The organism is Mesorhizobium sp. LSJC285A00 (genome assembly GCF_000503155.1).
GTDB lineage: Bacteria > Pseudomonadota > Alphaproteobacteria > Rhizobiales > Rhizobiaceae > Mesorhizobium.
In genome coordinates this window covers 59,091-75,261 of sequence record NZ_AYVK01000052.1, presented here as the reverse complement: position 1 = coordinate 75,261, position 16,171 = coordinate 59,091, and the positions used below count along the sequence as shown (strand labels likewise).

The 16,171-nt window shown below is 61.0% G+C and carries 21 protein-coding genes and 2 pseudogenes; 14 read left to right on the top strand and 9 right to left on the bottom strand.

The features are described from left to right. Window positions 1–46: 46 nt before the first annotated feature. The 10 genes and pseudogenes from X726_RS140460 (at window position 47) to X726_RS1000000170840 (ending at window position 8,433) form a co-directional block, all read left to right on the top strand. Entirely contained in the window at window positions 47–451 is a 405-nt protein-coding gene (locus tag X726_RS140460; protein ID WP_245272173.1) for a Gfo/Idh/MocA family oxidoreductase, read from the top strand. After that, window positions 447–1,193: pseudogene (locus tag X726_RS140465) on the top strand (Gfo/Idh/MocA family oxidoreductase); the annotation flags it as partial. The gene X726_RS140460 and the pseudogene X726_RS140465, both read left to right, overlap by 5 nt. Window positions 1,194–1,219: 26 nt before the next feature. Next, window positions 1,220–2,134 (top strand): sugar phosphate isomerase/epimerase, encoded by a 915-nt coding sequence (locus tag X726_RS140470; protein ID WP_023673174.1) that lies wholly within the window; start codon window positions 1,220–1,222, stop codon window positions 2,132–2,134. Between the two features lie 55 nt (window positions 2,135–2,189). After that, complete coding sequence (locus tag X726_RS140475; RefSeq protein ID WP_023673173.1) at window positions 2,190–3,131, top strand: substrate-binding domain-containing protein; 942 nt, start codon at window positions 2,190–2,192, stop codon at window positions 3,129–3,131. A 61-nt stretch (window positions 3,132–3,192) separates the two neighbouring features. Then, window positions 3,193–4,197 carry an ABC transporter permease gene (locus tag X726_RS140480; RefSeq protein ID WP_050587792.1) on the top strand — a complete coding sequence of 335 codons (1,005 nt, stop codon included), beginning with the start codon at window positions 3,193–3,195 and terminating at the stop codon, window positions 4,195–4,197. Beyond that, window positions 4,194–4,991, top strand: a complete 798-nt coding sequence (locus X726_RS140485; protein WP_023689425.1) for an ATP-binding cassette domain-containing protein — start codon at window positions 4,194–4,196, stop codon at window positions 4,989–4,991. The genes X726_RS140480 and X726_RS140485 overlap by 4 nt, the downstream gene beginning before the upstream one ends. After that, window positions 4,985–6,160, top strand: a complete 1,176-nt coding sequence (locus tag X726_RS140490) for an aldose 1-epimerase family protein (protein WP_023673170.1) — start codon at window positions 4,985–4,987, stop codon at window positions 6,158–6,160. Before X726_RS140485 ends, X726_RS140490 begins: the two co-directional genes overlap by 7 nt. Before the next feature lie 118 nt (window positions 6,161–6,278). Continuing rightward, window positions 6,279–7,373, top strand: a complete 1,095-nt coding sequence (locus tag X726_RS140495; protein ID WP_023673169.1) for a fatty acid desaturase family protein — start codon at window positions 6,279–6,281, stop codon at window positions 7,371–7,373. Between the two features lie 27 nt (window positions 7,374–7,400). Continuing rightward, a pseudogene (locus X726_RS01000000167620) lies at window positions 7,401–7,693 on the top strand (Rieske 2Fe-2S domain-containing protein). A gap of 572 nt (window positions 7,694–8,265) precedes the next feature. Then, a complete protein-coding gene (locus X726_RS1000000170840) occupies window positions 8,266–8,433 on the top strand; it encodes a hypothetical protein (protein ID WP_155927361.1) in 168 nt (55 codons plus the stop codon). 253 nt (window positions 8,434–8,686) lie between these two features. On the opposite strand, the gene X726_RS1000000169925 is transcribed toward X726_RS1000000170840, so the two are convergent. From X726_RS1000000169925 to X726_RS140520, 9 genes are all read right to left on the bottom strand, one after another. Continuing rightward, window positions 8,687–8,860: a DUF3606 domain-containing protein gene (locus X726_RS1000000169925; RefSeq protein WP_084630950.1), complete on the bottom strand. Its 174-nt coding sequence runs from the start codon at window positions 8,858–8,860 to the stop codon at window positions 8,687–8,689. Window positions 8,861–9,176: 316 nt separating this feature from the next. Beyond that, window positions 9,177–9,383, bottom strand: a complete 207-nt coding sequence (locus X726_RS140500; RefSeq protein ID WP_023673164.1) for a hypothetical protein — start codon at window positions 9,381–9,383, stop codon at window positions 9,177–9,179. Between the two features lie 203 nt (window positions 9,384–9,586). Next, window positions 9,587–9,979 carry a hypothetical protein gene (locus tag X726_RS140505; protein ID WP_023673163.1) on the bottom strand — a complete coding sequence of 131 codons (393 nt, stop codon included), beginning with the start codon at window positions 9,977–9,979 and terminating at the stop codon, window positions 9,587–9,589. Window positions 9,980–10,066: 87 nt separating this feature from the next. Then, on the bottom strand, window positions 10,067–10,423 hold the full coding sequence (locus X726_RS140510; RefSeq protein ID WP_023673162.1) for a hypothetical protein: 357 nt from the start codon (window positions 10,421–10,423) through the stop codon (window positions 10,067–10,069). Between the two features lie 75 nt (window positions 10,424–10,498). Continuing rightward, the gene (locus X726_RS03385) at window positions 10,499–11,131 is read right to left on the bottom strand and encodes a DUF4142 domain-containing protein (RefSeq protein ID WP_023673161.1); all 633 of its coding nucleotides are present in this window, start codon (window positions 11,129–11,131) and stop codon (window positions 10,499–10,501) included. 459 nt (window positions 11,132–11,590) lie between these two features. Continuing rightward, on the bottom strand, window positions 11,591–11,818 hold the full coding sequence (locus tag X726_RS140515; protein WP_023673160.1) for a KTSC domain-containing protein: 228 nt from the start codon (window positions 11,816–11,818) through the stop codon (window positions 11,591–11,593). A 166-nt stretch (window positions 11,819–11,984) separates the two neighbouring features. Then, window positions 11,985–12,179, bottom strand: a complete 195-nt coding sequence (locus X726_RS1000000170835) for a hypothetical protein (protein WP_023673158.1) — start codon at window positions 12,177–12,179, stop codon at window positions 11,985–11,987. A 93-nt stretch (window positions 12,180–12,272) separates the two neighbouring features. Further along, window positions 12,273–12,467: a hypothetical protein gene (locus tag X726_RS1000000170830; protein ID WP_023699326.1), complete on the bottom strand. Its 195-nt coding sequence runs from the start codon at window positions 12,465–12,467 to the stop codon at window positions 12,273–12,275. A gap of 388 nt (window positions 12,468–12,855) precedes the next feature. Next, on the bottom strand, window positions 12,856–13,041 hold the full coding sequence (locus X726_RS140520) for a DUF3606 domain-containing protein (protein ID WP_023700484.1): 186 nt from the start codon (window positions 13,039–13,041) through the stop codon (window positions 12,856–12,858). A 1,067-nt stretch (window positions 13,042–14,108) separates the two neighbouring features. On the opposite strand from X726_RS140520, the gene X726_RS1000000172055 reads away from it, so the two are divergent. From X726_RS1000000172055 to X726_RS140535, 4 genes are all read left to right on the top strand, one after another. After that, on the top strand, window positions 14,109–14,258 hold the full coding sequence (locus X726_RS1000000172055) for a hypothetical protein (protein WP_023673151.1): 150 nt from the start codon (window positions 14,109–14,111) through the stop codon (window positions 14,256–14,258). A 23-nt stretch (window positions 14,259–14,281) separates the two neighbouring features. After that, a complete protein-coding gene (locus tag X726_RS140525) occupies window positions 14,282–14,503 on the top strand; it encodes a DUF768 domain-containing protein (RefSeq protein WP_023673150.1) in 222 nt (73 codons plus the stop codon). Then, window positions 14,500–14,730, top strand: coding sequence for a DUF768 domain-containing protein (locus X726_RS140530; protein WP_023673149.1), 231 nt, complete (start codon window positions 14,500–14,502; stop codon window positions 14,728–14,730). Before X726_RS140525 ends, X726_RS140530 begins: the two co-directional genes overlap by 4 nt. A 209-nt stretch (window positions 14,731–14,939) precedes the next feature. Next, the gene (locus X726_RS140535) at window positions 14,940–15,602 is read left to right on the top strand and encodes an outer membrane protein (protein ID WP_023673148.1); all 663 of its coding nucleotides are present in this window, start codon (window positions 14,940–14,942) and stop codon (window positions 15,600–15,602) included. Window positions 15,603–16,171: the final 569 nt, after the last annotated feature.

Here is a 16,171-nt window from a genome sequence, read left to right as displayed (position 1 = left end):
ATGCCATCTTGCCGCCTATGCGCAGGCCGGTTTCCCAGTCGTCGCCATCGCTTCGCGCACCAAGGCCAGTGCCGAGAAGGTAGCTGCACGCTGGAGCATTCCGACCGTCCACGACACACCGGAACAGCTGATCGAGAATCCCGAGATCGAGATCGTCGACCTGGCGTTTCCGCCCGATCTGCAGCCGGCGCTGATCCGCCATGCGCTGAAGCAGCCTCACATCAAGGCGATCCTGGCGCAGAAGCCGCTGGCGCTGTCGGTCGATGAAGCCGTGAAACTGCGCGACGAAGCCGCAAAGTCCGGCAAGATCCTCTCGGTCAACCAGAACATGCGCTACGACCAGTCGATGCGCGTGCTGAAGCAGATCATCGACAGCGGCGCGCTGGGCGACATCGTCTTTGCGCAGATCGACATGCATGCGATCCCGCACTGGCAGACCTTCCTTNGATGAAGCCGTGAAGCTGCGCGACGAGGCAGCCAAGTCAGGCAAGATCCTCTCGGTCAACCAGAACATGCGCTACGACCAGTCGATGCGCGTCCTGAAGCAGATCATCGACAGCGGCGCGCTGGGCGACATCGTCTTTGCGCAGATCGACATGCATGCGATCCCGCACTGGCAGACCTTCCTTCAAGACTACGACCGGCTGACGCTGGCCAATATGAGCGTGCACCATCTCGACGTGCTGCGCTTCCTGTTCGGCGATCCCTCGGAAATCACCACCCTGACACGCAAGGACCCGCGCACGACATTCGAGCATAGCGACGGCATCACCGTCTCGACGCTGCGCTTTCCCTCCGGCGTGCTCGCCGTGTCGCTGGAGGATGTCTGGTCCGGACCGCGCCAGGAGGGCTATCTGGACGACCAGCACATCAACTGGCGCGTCGACGGCACCAAGGGTGTCGCCAAAGGCACGATCGGCTGGCCGAAAGGCGTGGCCTCGACGCTGACCTATGCCTCGACCGAGACGACCGGCGGCGAATGGGTCAGCCCGAGCTGGGACACGATGTGGTTCCCGCATGCCTTCATCGGCGTGATGGAGCAATTGCAGCATGCGGTGAAGACAGGCGCGCCGCCGGCATTATCGGTGGCCGACAACGTCAAGACGATGGCGCTGGTCGAAGCCGGCTATCGCTCGATCGACGAGGGCCGCACCGTCAAGCTTTCCGAAATCTCGATAAAATCAGCCAACTGAATCGCTTACAGGGAGGAGTTCACATCATGATGCAGGCAGGTATTTTCACGGGCTATTTCCCGTACGGGCTCGAAGAGACGGCAAAGAAGATCCGCGGGCTCGGTTTCAACACGGTGCAGCTCGACCTGCATTTCAGGGATATCGATCTGTCGGCCGGGCAGATCACTGAGGAAAAGGCCAAGCAGGTGCGCGACGTCTTCCGCGACAACAACCTGCCGATCTGCTGCGTGTCGGGCTACACCAACATTATCCACCCCGATAAAGTCGAGCGCGACAAGCGCGTCGGCTATCTCAAGGAAATCATCCGCAATGCGCGCGCCTTCGGCTCGCCCTACGTGATCTCGGAGACCGGCACCTACAACACCGAATCCGACTGGGTGCATCACCCCAAGAACAAGACCGAGGAAGGATTCGAGGAATGCCGCAAGGTGATCTCGGAGCTTGCCCAGACGGCTTACGACCATGGGGCGGTGTTCCTGCTCGAAACCTATGTCAACAATGTCGTCGGTTCGGTCGAGGAGACGGTGAAGATGTTCGCCCAGGTCGACCATCCGGGCCTCGGCCTGCTGATGGATCCGACCAACTATTTCGAAACCCACAACATCGACCGGATGGACCAGATCCTGAACCAGGTGTTCGATACGCTGACCGACAAGATCAAGATCGCGCATGCCAAGGACGTCAAGCGTTCGGGCAGCGACAAGTCGGAAAAGCATGCCGACATCGGCGACGAGGATGCGATGGAGAGCCACACGTTCCGCGGCGTCGGCGAGATCGAGCTGCCGGCGCCCGGGCTGGGCTCGCTGAATTACGATCTCTATCTCCAGCGGCTGGCGGAAAAGCACCCAAACATCCCGGTCATCATCGAGCATCTCTCGGAAGACGACGTGCCGCGCGCGAAGAAATTCCTCGACGGGAAGTTCCGCGCCAACGGGCTGTGAGCGCCGGTTGCGCCGCCGGCGCATGGCGGCGCAACTCCAACCAAGGGAGGAATGAATGTTGAAATTCGCATTGAAAGTGGCTGCCGCGGCAACGCTGGTAGCCGGGGTCTCCTTGAGCCTGCCGGCATTCGCGCAGGACGGCCAGAAGACCTTCTATCTGCTGTCGCATGGTGGCCCTTCGGACGCGTTCTGGATCGACTGGAATGCCGGCGCGACCAAGGCCTGCGACCAGCTCAAGGTGACCTGCAAGATCTCGTTCAGCGGCGGCGACATGGCGGCGCAGAAGGAGGCTTTCAACTCGGCGCTCGCCGCCAAGCCGGACGGCATCGCTACCACCTCGGCTCAGCCCGGCCTGTGGACGGAGGAGGTGAAGGCCGCCAAGGCCGCCGGCATACCGATCGTGTTCTTCAACACCGATGATCCGGCGACCGGGCGGCAGGCCTATGTCGGGGCCGACCTCAGGGAAGCGGGCGTCATCTGGGCCAAGTATCTCGTCGACCACAAGATGGTGAAGCAGGGCGACAAGGTGTTCCTGCCGGTCGAAGTGCCGGGCGCCAGCTACCAGCAGCTCGAGACCGAGGGCATCGCCAGCGTCTTCGATCCGCTCGGCATCAAGTACGACGTGGTCGATTGCGGCACCGACCCGGCCGGCATCATCGCCAAGATGACCGACTACATGGTCGCCAACAATCCGCCGGCAATCATTGCACTGGGCGATTCCGTGGCAGCAAGCATCAAACGCGTCTTCGACGGGGCCGGTGTGTCGGCCGGCAAGGTCCCGGTCGTCGGCTGGGGCAACTCAAAGGAGACGGCCGAGGCGGTCAAGTCCGGCTTCGTCAATGCTGCGGCCTGGCAGTACCCGTCGGCGCAGGGCTTCATGCCGGTGGCGCTGCTCGGGCTTGCGGCCTCTGGCGAGCCGGTCGGCTACGACATTCACACATTCAGCCTCTACGACGCCTCGAGCGTCGAGCCGATCCTGAAACTCTACAACAAGTGACGACAATCGGCGCCCGCCCCGAAATGGCGGGCGCCGGACGAAACGCATGGTCCTGACAGATATGGCAATCACAGCAGACGACGACACGCAGCGAGCGAAGGGCAGGTCTGCGCTGCTGCGTTCGCCGCAATTCTCCTCGCTCATCATCCTCATCGTGCTGCTCGTGGTTTTCGCCATCGCCGACGGCAACTTCCTGTCGCCGCTCAACATATCCAACATGATGGCGTTCCTGCCCGAGCTCGGCATCATCGCTCTCTGCATGACGCTGCTGCTGACGGCGGGCGAGTTCGATCTGTCGGTCGGCGCCGTGTTCGGCCTTGCGCCCGTCGTGGTGATGCTGCTGGTGCAGAATGGCGGTATCGACATCGGCGTCGCCCTCCTGGCCGGGCTTGTGCTGTGCATCGCGATCGGCGCCATCAACGGGCTGATCGTCACCAAGATCGGCATTTCCTCGTTCCTGGTCACGCTGTCGATGCTGCTCGTCGTGCGCGGCGCGGCGCTCTACATCACGCAGGGATTCCCCCTGAAGTCGTGGGACCAGCCCGGCTTCTTCGTCACGCTGCTTGCCGGCAGCTTCAATGTAGGCTCGTTCCGGTTCTACACCTCGCTCTGGTGGTTCATCGGCCTGTCGCTGCTGGCGATTTACATCCTGCGCTACGCCAAGCTCGGCAACTGGATCAGCGCCATCGGCAGCAACCGCAACGCAGCGGTGGCGCGCGGCGTGCCGGCCGACGCGGTCAAGATCTGGCTGTTCATCCTGACCTCGGTGGTGGCCGGGCTGGCCGGCATGATCAGCGCGTTCCGGATTTCGGCCGCCTCGCCGGTGGCCGGCACCGGCTACGAACTCGAAGTGATCGCCATGGTGGTGGTCGGCGGCACGGCGCTCACCGGCGGGCGCGGCACCATCCTCGGCACCATCGTCGGCGCGCTGATGCTGCGCGCCATCCGCAACGGCATCGTGCTGATCGGCGTGCCGGGCTTGGCATACAACATCTTCGTCGGCGTCATCATCCTCGCCATGCTCATCCTGCACGCTTTGCTGCAGAAGAACGCCGCAAGGAGCTGACGATGGAAGTGCTGCGTCTGCAAGACCTGCAAAAGTCCTTCGGCAACGTGCGTGCGCTGAAGAACGCCTCGTTCACCCTCAACGAAGGCGAGGTGGTTGCCCTGCTCGGCGACAATGGCGCCGGCAAGTCAACGCTGATCAAAGCGATCTCCGGCGTCTTCCCGGCCGACCACGGCGACATCTTCGTGCGCGGCGAGAAGGCATCGATCCGCTCGACGCGCGACGCGATGGACCTCGGCATCGAGACCATCCATCAGGACACATCGCTCGCGCCGGACCTCAGCATCGCGCGCAATCTTTTCCTGGGCCGGGAGCCGGTCAATTTCGGCTGGCTCGGCGTGTTCGCGCCGCTCGATCTCGCCAAGCTTCGCAACGCCGCCTCGGCGCTGCTGAAGCGGGTCGGCATTTCGAAAAAGCTCGATGCCGATGCACTGGTGAGCACGCTCTCGGGCGGTGAGCGGCAATCGATCGCGATCTCGCGCGCCATGCAGTTCGCCGCCAAGGTGATCATACTCGACGAGCCGACCAACAATCTTGGCGTCGAGGAAACCCACGGCGTGCTGCGCTTCGTCAAGGAGGTGCGCGACGCCGGCCACTCGGTGCTGCTCATCACCCACAACATCCACCACGTGTTCCAGGTCGCCGACCGCATCATCGTCATGCGCCGCGGCGAAATCGTCGCGGAACAGACGGTCGCCGACACCGACCTGTTGACGGTGGAAAGCATCATCACCGGCGCCGACATGTCGGCCTTGCTCAAGGAGGCGGGCAAAGTGAAGGACGTCGCATGGTAGAGCTTTACGGCAAGACGCTGTCGCGAAGGCAGGTGGCCGAGCGGTCCGGCATGCTGTCGCAGTTTGCCGGTGTGCGGCTTATGACGCTCGGCGACGGCGTGGAGCGCGGCATCCGGATGCTCGAGTTCCGCACCGGCTCCGGCCTGCGCTTCACGGCGCTGGTCGACCGGGCGCTTGATATCGCCGATTGCGACTTCCGGGGCCAGGCGATCGGCTGGCATTCGCCGAGCGGCTTTCGCCACCCCGGACTGCACGAGCATGAAGGGGAGGACGGTTTCGCCTTTGGCCGGTCGTTCTCGGGGCTGCTCGTCACCTGCGGCCTCGATCATATACTGGGCCGGCAAGACGTGCCGGCCGAAAGCTACAATTATCCCGGGCGCAAGCGGGTATTGCACTCGCTGCATGGCCGCATCGGCACCGTGCCGGCGCGGCTGACCGGCTACGGCGAGGCCTGGGACGGCGACCGCTGCGTGCTGTGGGCGGAAGGCATCGTCCAGCAGGCAACCGTGTTCGGCGAGGATCTCCATTTGCTGCGCCGCATCGAGGCCGATGTCGGCGGCAGCGAGATCCGCCTGTCGGACCGCGTCGTCAATCACGGTTTCAGCCGCACGCCGCATATGTATTTCTATCACGTCAATGTCAGCCATCCCTTGCTCGACGAGGGTTCGCGCTACCTGGCGCCGATCCGGGATGTCGTCTGGGCGGCGCACGCCGGCGAACGCTACGAGGCGCAGAAAGTCGGCTACCGAACCGTGCCGGCGCCGCAGCTGGGGTTCAGCGAGCAGGTCTGGGAGCACGAGCTTGGCTCCGATGCGGCGGGCGAGGTGCCGGTGGCCGTCGTCAATGACCACCTGGGCCTCGGCTTCGAGGTCGTTACCCGCAAGGATCAGCTGCCCTGCACCTATCAGTGGCAGAACTTCCAGGCCGGCCTATATGCGTTGGGAATCGAACCTTCGACGCATCATGTTCTGGGCAATCTCGCCGCGCGCGAACGGGGCGAGATGATCTGGCTGGACCATGGCGAAAGCCGCTCCTATGACGCCGTGTTCCGGGTGCTCGACGGTGCCGGCCAGATCGCCCAAGCGGAAGCGAGGATAGGGTCGATCGCCCGGCAGCCGCAACAGGATTACCCTGCGCCGTCGGGCGCTTTTGCGAGACTGCAGGCGTGACCGGCTTGAAACGCACGATCGGTTGCCGCGGCGGGCGGGAAGTGCGCCGGAATACGGAAGCAGGCGCGGCCCGGCCGGCCCCAGGCGGCCCTTGCGGAGCGCAGGCGGGAAAGCGGAGATGACGATGACGGCAAGCAGGAAGCGCGACTACAGCCTGGTCGGTGAAAGCACCAAGCGCGCCATTGAGACCGGATTGGCTTCGGCCGAATGGTATCACACCGATGTCCCGCGCAAGGCGATCAAGGAGTTGATGCAACGCTCCGACGGGCCGGCGATCCGCGACACGATCATCTGGGTCGCCGCGATCCTGGTGTCGGCCGCCGGCATCGTATGGTTCTGGGCCACGTGGTGGGTGGTGCCGTTCCTGTTCGTCTATGGCGTGCTTTACGGCTCGTCCAGCGACTCGCGCTGGCACGAATGCGGCCACGGTACCGCGTTCCGGACGCGCTGGATGAACGATGTCGTCTACCAGATCTCAAGCTTCATGCTGATGCGCAACCCCGTGCAATGGCGCTGGAGCCATGCCCGCCATCACACCGATACCATCATCGTCGGCCGCGATGCCGAAATCGCCGTCATGCGCCCCCCAGATCTGCTGCGGGCGGCGCTCGCCTTCACCGGTATTCTCGATTTCCGCTATTCGCTGCCGGCGCTGGTGCGCCAGGCGTTCGGCAAGCTGTCCAATGAAGAGAAGAGCTATATCCCCGAGATGGAGCAGCACAAGGCGGTGATCGCTGCGCGCTGGCATGTCGCCATCTATGCGGCGACAGTCGGGCTGGCGCTGTTCACGTGGTCGCTGCTGCCGCTGGTGCTGATCGGCCTGCCGCGCCTCTATGGCAGCTGGCACATGGTGCTGACAGGGTTGCTGCAGCATATCGGCCTGGCCGACAACGTGGTCGACCATCGGCTGAACACCCGCACCGTCTACATGAACCCGGTCAGCCGCTTCATCTACTGGAACATGAATTATCACGTCGAACACCACATGTTCCCGATGGTGCCCTATCATGCGCTGCCGAGGCTGCACGAGCTGATCAAGCACGACCTGCCGGTAGCGAACCCGTCGATGTGGCATGCCTATCGCGAGGTCTGGCCGGTGCTGCTGAAGCAGCTGCGGTACGAGGATTTTTATCTCAAGCGCGAATTGCCGCCGACAGCCAGACCCTATCGCGGCGAATTTCACCAGGTGGATATGTCGGCGGCGGCTGAATAGCCATAGCGGATGGTGCGGGAGCCGGAGATGGCCGACTGGATTGAAGCGTGCGCGGTCGATGACATCGAGGAAGAGGATGTCATCTGCTTCGATCCTCGCGGTTTGCCGCTCGCCCGATGACGAGCTCTTCGCCACCGACGGATATTGGACCCATGAGAAGGCGCATCTAGCCGAAGGGCTGGTGATCGACGACGTCATCGAATGCCTTGAAGCACATTGGCCGCTCTGCGACCGGCCAGGTCAAGGGCGCGCCGGTCTGCGTCAAGCTCGCGATCTATCCGATGAGAATCGAGGCCGGCAAGGTGATGATCCAGATCTGACGCGTGGTAACCGGTCCAGCACCGCGTTTAGCAAACTCAGAGTGACGTTTTCCTGAGCCGAAAGAGACAGACCGTCGCCGACGGGCGCGCCATGGAGGGTAAGCGCCAGCTGACCATGCTGCGCGTGCTGGTCATGGACGTGGCCGAGGGCCGCCGACCGGGCTGAGGTCGATCGTCTCGATGCCGCCGGAGTTGTGCTGAACCCTAGATCGCGATGCGGCCCCCAGCCTGTTCACCGTGCCGGGCTAGAATTTCTTCGAGATCGGCACCGCCGACTGTTTTCTAAGTTGGGCTTTCCGGCTCCACAAGACGGGCACCGACGCCGTCATTGCAGCGCCGGCTATGCCACGGTCACCGTGCCCAGACATATGTGCTTGGCCCTTTGACCCTGATCGACGAGGTCCTGATTCACTGCTGCTTCTGCTGATCAGCTTTGAGGTGCTGATTGTGCGGTTTGATCTGGCAGCGTTGATACTGGGCGCTACCGCGATCGAAGCGGAAGGACAGCGCCTACCGCAGCGGCAAAACGACCGCCTGAACAAGATCAGTGTGAGGGAAGGAGATGGGATTTATTGGTGCGCAGCGAGCGCGGCAAAGCTGCGCAGGTGATCGTGGCTGGAAAGCGTCGCTACAAAGGCTGTGCGTTGTCAGTTTGGAAGCCGACACGCGTCCGGCAGACGACGGTGATCTCGCTGGCTGACTGCGGCGCGGGATTATTATTGAACGACGGCAGGAAGTAGGCTCGGTGCCACGCCGTGCGTCCAGGACTCGGGTTGGAGTGGATTATGGTTCGGGGTGACCATAGCCGATCTGCGCAGCCTCGAACCTCCAGCGCTTGCCGCATGTTGGGCAGGGGTACAATTTTCACTTTCACGCTCGACCTGCTCCGCGTGTGCGTCAGGATGATGCTACACTCAAATTCTCACCACGGCTCAAGGTTCTCCTCGGCAGCGAGGCTTCATGCCGTAAGCGAGCCGCCCCGGGAATCTGATTTCAATTCCTTCGCAGCCGCAACGAGGCGCGGTCATTCCGGGCGGCTTTGATGAGCTCCATCACCTGCTCAGGCGTGATGCCGTTCTGCTGGGCAAAATGGAAGAGTTCGTTGCGTTCGTTGGACGAGACCCGGTTCCTGTCGCGAAAATCACGCTCGGTTTTGTTGTCCGTCATCATCTTCTCCTTTCAACCTCAATTCGCCGGCCCGAACCGCCCGCTGGAGCAAAACCCGAGACCGCCCAACGCGGAGGCTGATCGAGCCTCGCTAGGGCTGCTGCGAGTAGACGAAAGCTCCAACTGGCGAAAGCTGGGGGAGCTTGTCCAACGCCGGGGTGGGCTCGGTGCACGCCGTGGCATCGCTTCGGCGACTTTAACCACCCGCCCAGAACACGGATGGGAGCAGCCTCGGAAAGATCCGCCCACCAGGCAATGAAGCTACGCGAACACCGAGTTCCTCGTCCTGTAGCATCAGCAGACGCTCGTGGATGTCTTACCCGGCATTCTCGCCGGAATGATCGAAGTGGATGGCGAGGCCAAAGGCGAGCGCTCGCTCGGCGATCATATTGACAAGATGGCTTTCGCCGATCGACAGCGCCGGAACGGCCTCTTTCAACGCCTCGAGAGCGTGCCGTATCGACAAAAGACCCCGCCGCTTGCGGCTGCTCACATATTGATCGATCAGGGATTCCAGTGGCATCTGCCTGCCTCCGCTTCGGACAGGATCTCGTAGCGTGGCTGCGGAGCAACAGCATTCACATTGGTTAAGAGATGGCGGCGAACGCCATCATGCATGCCGCCAAAAACAGACGGCGGTGGGGCTGGCTGATTTACCCCGGGTTGGAGCGCTACCCTCGGGTAAGCATGGCACGACCGTCGCGCCGGGTTCGGACATTTTCGGTGCTACTGCTCCGGTACCGCGGAGGTTTGTGGATGGTTGCGTGCCGCCTCGGCGATTTCCGGAATGAATTTCGTCGCGGTGCAGCTTCGGTTTACATTGGCGCGGGCGGTAAATACCTCTTGCCCGCAGACTTGCGAAGCGAGCGCGATCGGCACGTGCACCGCCAGTGGCAACTCGGTCTCAGCCACTCCCAGATGTCTTGCAACCTGTTGCTTCACCTCCGGCCGGCCGAGCGAGACGTCAACGCCGACATCATCCTTGGCGGTCGGCGACGATCCTTGCGCCGGCAGTCGACCCTGCTTGGCTGTTTGCGACGAGTCGCCGGATTGCTGCGCGGGCTGACTTGTCTGCGCAGATGCCTCGACGCCCAAAGTCAGCGAGGCCGCCAGTCCCAAAAAAGCCCGGAGCCCCAAAGACGCAACCCGAAGTCCGAATGTGCTCATTGTCATGTTCCTCACCGTGCGGGGTTCAACCTGGCGCGCTCAGAGTTCGGTGTTGCTTCGGCCTCTTTCGAAGACAGGGATGTCTTCCTCCTCCTCATCATTGTCACCGGTTGGTATGTCCTCGGCGTAGCTGCGGGTCAGTTCCTCGGTTTCGCTTAAGCCGTCGATCGTCTCATTGGCGCGTGCCCCTTCATCATGACGACCGGTAATTTCGCTGCGGGGCCTTGCGCCGATCGGCTGGTCGACATCGTCGGCTCCCCCGAAACCTGGCTCCGCGCCGTGCCTGTCTTCGTGGCCCACGGGGCTGTCCAACACGGCGGCATCCTCCGGGCGAATGGGTTCATCATTGGCGAAGTCACTTCGTCTCGAATGCGAGGTCTCGTTTTGCTTTGGCATGTCAGGTCTCCTGTTCGTTTGGCAAATTCGACGACGCTGGTGCTTGCACGCCGGACTACCTGAGCGACGCACCCTTTAGAGCCTGCATCGACGACCGCTTGAAGGTTGCAGCGTCCCTGGGGGCGGAGGCAGTGCCAGAGGGTTGGCACAGACTCCACAGCGCCGCGAAGAACCAACGTCGTGGCCAGATCCACTCAGCCCTGAGAACCGCTCTTGCTCAGTTGCTGGGCATGTTTGAAATGCTGCCGGATGAGCCGGCGCGGTCTTTTTCGCATGGGCCGCCAAATGTTTTTCCTGACCGTTTTCCGCATAGGAGGTCATCAGCGTCAGGGCTTCCTGGTGCGCTGCAACCTGGGCGTCGACGTAGGCGTTATCGAACGCCCCGCTGCTGTCGTTGCTCAATGCTTCCAATTGGGCAGCATGCTTGCTTGTCATCTCCGGTGCCACTGCGACGTCGTCCTTCTTTGCCGCCGCAATGAGCCGCTTGGAAGAATTCGTGTGGTCCTTGATCATCATGCGAGCGAATTCCTTCACTCGTGATGTCTTCGATTTCCGCAGCGCCAACTCACTCGACTGGATCTCGAACATGTCTGAACTCGCAGCTGCTTTGACAAATTCCTGCGGGGACGTCGTCGCGGTCTGAGCCATTGCCCCCGGGCTGATGAGACCGATGGCGATCGCAGCCAAAAGCACTTTGACGAAATGCATGTTGTGCTCCCAACACGGCCGAGCTGCCGTTGTTCCCCTTTTTGTGACAATAAATACCGGGCGGCAGGCGTAGACCCCGAATGGCTCCTGCTCAGCGCTTTGATCATAGATCCGGCCGTATTGCAGGACCGGTGACTGCGCGGAGCTCAGCGCGGTTCTCCGACAAGGCACTATGATCGCAGAGCAGCCGACCGACTTCGTAAGCCCAGTGGATGCGCAGGAGTGCGCTGTTTGCCGACCCGTCGCCGTGGGTCACGCGTCGTGGCAGACCTGTCCGACAGGTCCATGAAAACTTCTGCAAAACTGCGATGATGATGGGCAAATAGGCCCAGCACCTAGCTTAGTATAATACGCGCCCGCTGGCCCGGCCGGCCGGCTTTTCGTTTGCCCTCGGAACCTGGTCAATTCGCACAGTTGCTCCCCTGCGATGGCGCGGGCCGCCTCGAATCTGAAATTCTGTCAATCGCCCGATGCGGCTGCTGCCCTCCCTGCCGCGAGCCGGAATGCATAACGATTGCGGATGTGGCTGTTAAAATAGACGCCCTTGGCAAAGGCAGCTTTGAACGCGGCAACGGCCTCAGCAGGTACGTCCAAAAACTCGTAATGCTTCCCGCTCGCTACAAACCAAACCGAGAGAACCCTGGTGTTCGGGTCATAGTCGAACTTGCGTATCGAAGTCGACGGCATGGTATGCCATCCAAACTCAGCCGGGTTGGATCGCCAGCTACAGGCTGAAACTGTATTCGAATATGTGGCCGCGCTTTTCGTCGGCAACCCTGATCCAGNGTCGAACTTGCGTATCGAAGTCGACGGCATGGTATGCCATCCAAACTCAGCCGGGTTGGATCGCCAGCTACAGGCTGAAACAGTATTCGAAGACGTGCCCGCGCTTCTCGTCGGCAACCCTGATCCAAATGGGTTCGCTGGTGCGCAGGGTGACGTCGCGCTCCGTCGCTTCCCGCGCCGCCCTGATCGGCGTTGTCGCGTGCACGATGTGGGTAGCCGTCACGGTATCGCCATCCATTTCCTCAACGTGGTATTTCGGCACTTGTGTTCCTAAGCGTCTAGTTCGAGAGGCTGATCGTGATCCGGATCGGCATGATAAGCGACCTGGCGAAAATCGCGCANGTTGGATCGCCAGCTACAGGCTGAAACTGTATTCGAATATGTGGCCGCGCTTTTCGTCGGCAACCCTGATCCAGATGGGCTCGGTGGTGCGCAGAGTGATGTCGCGCTCTGTCGCTTCCCGCGCCGCCCTGATCGGCGTTGTCGCGTTGACGATGTGGGTAGCCGTCACGGTATCGCCGTCCATTTCCTCAACGTGGTATTTCGGCACTTTTGTTCCTAGGCGTCTAGTTCGATAGGCTGATCGTGATCCGGATCGGAATGATAAGCGACCTGGCGAAAATCGCGCATGTCGATCTGTTGGCCGCAAACAGGGCAAGGCATGAAATGATCGAGCTCGCTCGCGGGCGGGCCTTCATGTCGGTGCCCAATTATTGGTCTGCCGAGATCCGATAGCCTGGTCATTATTNGTTCCTAAGCGTCTAGTTCGAGAGGCTGATCGTGATCCGGATCGGCATGATAAGCGACCTGGCGAAAATCGCGCATATCGATCTGTTGCCCGCAAACAGGGCAAGGGAGGAAATGCGCGAGTTCGCTCGCGGGCGGGCCTTCATGTCGGTGCCCAATTATTGGTCTGCCGAGATCCGATAGCCTGGTCATTATTTCCGCAGAGCCTTCGCTTCTCGCTCCAGCGTTTCGCGTTGGTTGCCGTGCTTCGCGATCAATTCCTTGACCTGCTGCGGGGTGATCCCGGCCTTGGCTGCGAAATACTCGACTTCATAATCCTCATCGGCCGAGACCCGGTCCCGATCGCGAAAGTCCCGCTTGCTCTTGTCGTCGGCCATATCGATTCCTCCTTCGCTCATCCCGCAACGCCGAGTTGACGTGTTTGTTGCACCCAAGAGGCTGATTTCCGGTTTCGGAACTATTTTAGCTCAATCTTATTGAATCGCCGGAGGGCGGATCAGTGCATGCGTTTGAAGTTCATCGAGCCGTTGATGCCGACCCTTGTGGAGAAGCAGATCGGAAGAGCACACGTCTGAACTCNCGACGGCTACCGATCGCAGATGATCATCGATGAAGACGGCACACGCATTTATACGCGCAACGGCCACGACTGGACTGCGAAATATCGCGACCTGGTGGGGGAGGCAAAGAGTCTTGGTGCCGAAAGCGCGATTGTCGACGGTGAGATCATCGTCTTGAACGAAGCTGGCCTTTCGGACTTCGGCGATCTGCGCAAAGCGATCACCCGCCGACAGCAAGACCTCTATTTCGTCGCCTTCGATCTATTGCACCTCAATGGGCACGATCTGCGCGACATGGCGCTTGAGGTGCGGCGCGAGATCCTGGCCAGCATGATCAAGCCCGGGCGGCGTATTCAGTTCAGCGAGCCTCTGCCCGGCGAAGCCAAGGCGATCCTCCACTTGCTCGACCAAGCCGGACTTGAAGGCATGGTGTCGAAGCGGAAGGACAGCAAATACCGCAGCGGTCCGTCAGCCAACTGGCTGAAGGCCAAGTGCTATGCGATCGACGAGTTCGATCTGCTCGGCGTCGAGCGTGAAGCGGGCAAGCCGGCTTTCGCTCTCATGGCCGAGCGGGGCACAGGGCGCTATGTCGGCAGCGCGTTCGTCACCTTGAACCGGGAAATGCGCGAGAGGCTATGGAAACGCGTCCAAGAGCACCCAGGCACGGCGCCCAAGGGCGTCATGAAGCGGCCTGCGACGCAATGGGTCAAGCCGGGGCTGATCGGCCGCGTAAAGCACCTGCGCGGCGAGGATGACCTGCGCCACGCCTCACTGCAGGACTTCCGAGAGGATGACACAGATGGCCGTGGCTAGGAAAGATCAGGAGCGCGCCACCTACGCGTGGATGTACGCCCAAGCGAGCAAGGATGGCAAGGAGACGTGCGGTGCCAGCCTACTGGGGAGAGCATGCCGACGCGTGGCTGCAGGGCTTTGACGGTGAGCCGGTGGCCGCCTTCGGCAAGACCAAGACTGTCAACGACGAAATGGAAGCCGAGGTCGACGAAGCTGCCGTCGAGCGCCCTGCTGGAACCTAACCGCTGGATCGAGCTTAGGCTTCATGAGCACACGCGGCGTCAACTTTCTCGATCGCTGGATCGGCAACAATTTCCCCGAAACGGCTAAAACCGACGCCGTTTCGGTAAGTGAGTACATACACAAATTGTATGCCGACGCTAAAGCCTTGACGATCGAGCGCGAAGAGATCGACGAAGAGGTTGATAGCCTATATCGGACGCTGGTCGATGCCGTCGTGCACTTTGCCCCAGGTGTTTCCGAATGAGCAAGCCGGCCGTCCTATTTTTGAACCAATGGATAAAAAAACACGATCTATCCGACGCCGGTGCGCCGAAAGAGCGAGCGGAGATCGAGCAGCTCGCAAAGCGCCTAATCGCCGACGCGGAGGCTGAGGGGATTGCGGAAAGCGAGCTGACCGAGGCGTTCGACGACAAGGAGGTCGACAGCCTTTATCGTACCCTCCTCGATGTTAATTCTGGGATACCGGAATGAGTGTTCCCGGCCTGAAGGTTCCGGACAGTTTGGGTGGCCGAGCAGTTGCCCACTGTGGCGAGGGGCGATCCGATCGCCACCAGCGAGTTGGCATAAGGTTCTCATGTAAGTGCGGGCGGCCGATTTGAATTCGGCCAACTGTGGCAGAAAAACAACTGCATCAATCGGCGCGCTCTGCTACCAAAAAGGTTAGTTACAGGAGATCACCTATGAAGAAGCTGCTTCTTGGTCTGTCGTTGTCTCTGCTGGCTTCGTCGGCGTATGCTGCCGATGCCATCGTTGCAGAAGCCGCGCCGGTCTTTAGCTGGACGGGTGGGTATGTCGGCCTACAGGCAGGCTATGCTTGGGGGAATGGCAACATAGACGAAATCGGTGGGCCGGGCTTTGTCGACACAGATCCCGACGGGTTCCTTGGTGGCGTCTACGCCGGTTACAACTATCAGATGTCCAATAACATTGTGATTGGCGCGGAGCTGGACGTCGTATATGCGAATGTTGATGGCAGCGGCCAAGTCTTCAGCGCTCCTGGTATCCCGATCCCGGGCGGCATCGCCACCGAAGAACTCAACTGGAGTGCGGCGGCAAGACTGCGCCTAGGATATGCCGTTGATCGCTTTCTTCCTTATATTGCGGGTGGCGTTGCGTTTGGCGATGTCGACATAAGTAATAATGGAGGCGGACCTTCGTTCGGAGATACATTCACAGGATGGACGATAGGCGTGGGCTTGGATTATGCCATGACCGACAATCTGCTGCTGCGAGGCGAGTATCGCTATACCGACTTCGGTACAGAATCCTTTGGTGGTCTGGTCAATGCCGACGTTGATCTGAAGACCAACGAGGTTCGCTTCGGCATCGCCTACAAGTTCTAATCCCCTGATGTCATAATAGCCTGTCGCTCACCGCGACGGGCTTTTTTGTGCAAGAACCGTTTGCGGCGATCCCCTCAACGGAGTTCGCTACCATGGTCAAGACGAAAACCCCTCACAACACGTTTCGCAGGAACAGCTCGCCCGCTTCAAGATCGAGGCGGAACGGCTGCACAAGGCAATCGTCGGCCCGATTGTCGCCGATCTGCGACAATCACCAGGCCGTGCAGGATCCGCATGAAGTGCTGCTCAAGAACGTGAACAATCACCGACAGGGATGCGCTATCCGATGGCCTCTTACAGGTCCGGCGTCGCTGCCTAGTGCTGGATAGGTGGAGTCCCGAGACCGGGGAAGGGCAGCACGTTGCCGCCCGTCCCCCGCCGGCGGCGCAGTTCAACCTCTCGATAGACGAGGATGCCCATCACCATTTCCGCGCTGGCGATTTCCGATCTCGATGGCAACGACTTGAGCTATTGGTGCAGTTGTCGCGTTTCCATGGTCGCAATGTGGCCGGCGATGGCTTCGATGCTATCGCCCAAATTCGCCAGTAACCCTGCGGACCTCTGCATAG

Bases quoted from the DNA above. Each gene is read 5' to 3' on its own strand.
- X726_RS140470 (WP_023673174.1), top strand. From the start codon at position 1,220: ATGATGCAGGCAGGTATTTTCACGGGCTATTTCCCGTACGGGCTCGAA.
- X726_RS140475 (WP_023673173.1), top strand. From the start codon at position 2,190: ATGTTGAAATTCGCATTGAAAGTGGCTGCCGCGGCAACGCTGGTAGCC.
- X726_RS140480 (WP_050587792.1), top strand. From the start codon at position 3,193: ATGGCAATCACAGCAGACGACGACACGCAGCGAGCGAAGGGCAGGTCT.
- X726_RS140490 (WP_023673170.1), top strand. From the start codon at position 4,985: ATGGTAGAGCTTTACGGCAAGACGCTGTCGCGAAGGCAGGTGGCCGAG.
- X726_RS140495 (WP_023673169.1), top strand. From the start codon at position 6,279: ATGACGATGACGGCAAGCAGGAAGCGCGACTACAGCCTGGTCGGTGAA.
- X726_RS1000000169925 (WP_084630950.1), bottom strand. From the start codon at position 8,860: ATGACGGACAACAAAACCGAGCGTGATTTTCGCGACAGGAACCGGGTC.
- X726_RS140500 (WP_023673164.1), bottom strand. From the start codon at position 9,383: ATGCCACTGGAATCCCTGATCGATCAATATGTGAGCAGCCGCAAGCGG.
- X726_RS140510 (WP_023673162.1), bottom strand. From the start codon at position 10,423: ATGCCAAAGCAAAACGAGACCTCGCATTCGAGACGAAGTGACTTCGCC.
- X726_RS03385 (WP_023673161.1), bottom strand. From the start codon at position 11,131: ATGCATTTCGTCAAAGTGCTTTTGGCTGCGATCGCCATCGGTCTCATC.
- X726_RS140515 (WP_023673160.1), bottom strand. From the start codon at position 11,818: ATGCCGTCGACTTCGATACGCAAGTTCGACTATGACCCGAACACCAGG.
- X726_RS140520 (WP_023700484.1), bottom strand. From the start codon at position 13,041: ATGGCCGACGACAAGAGCAAGCGGGACTTTCGCGATCGGGACCGGGTC.
- X726_RS140525 (WP_023673150.1), top strand. From the start codon at position 14,282: ATGAGCACACGCGGCGTCAACTTTCTCGATCGCTGGATCGGCAACAAT.
- X726_RS140530 (WP_023673149.1), top strand. From the start codon at position 14,500: ATGAGCAAGCCGGCCGTCCTATTTTTGAACCAATGGATAAAAAAACAC.
- X726_RS140535 (WP_023673148.1), top strand. From the start codon at position 14,940: ATGAAGAAGCTGCTTCTTGGTCTGTCGTTGTCTCTGCTGGCTTCGTCG.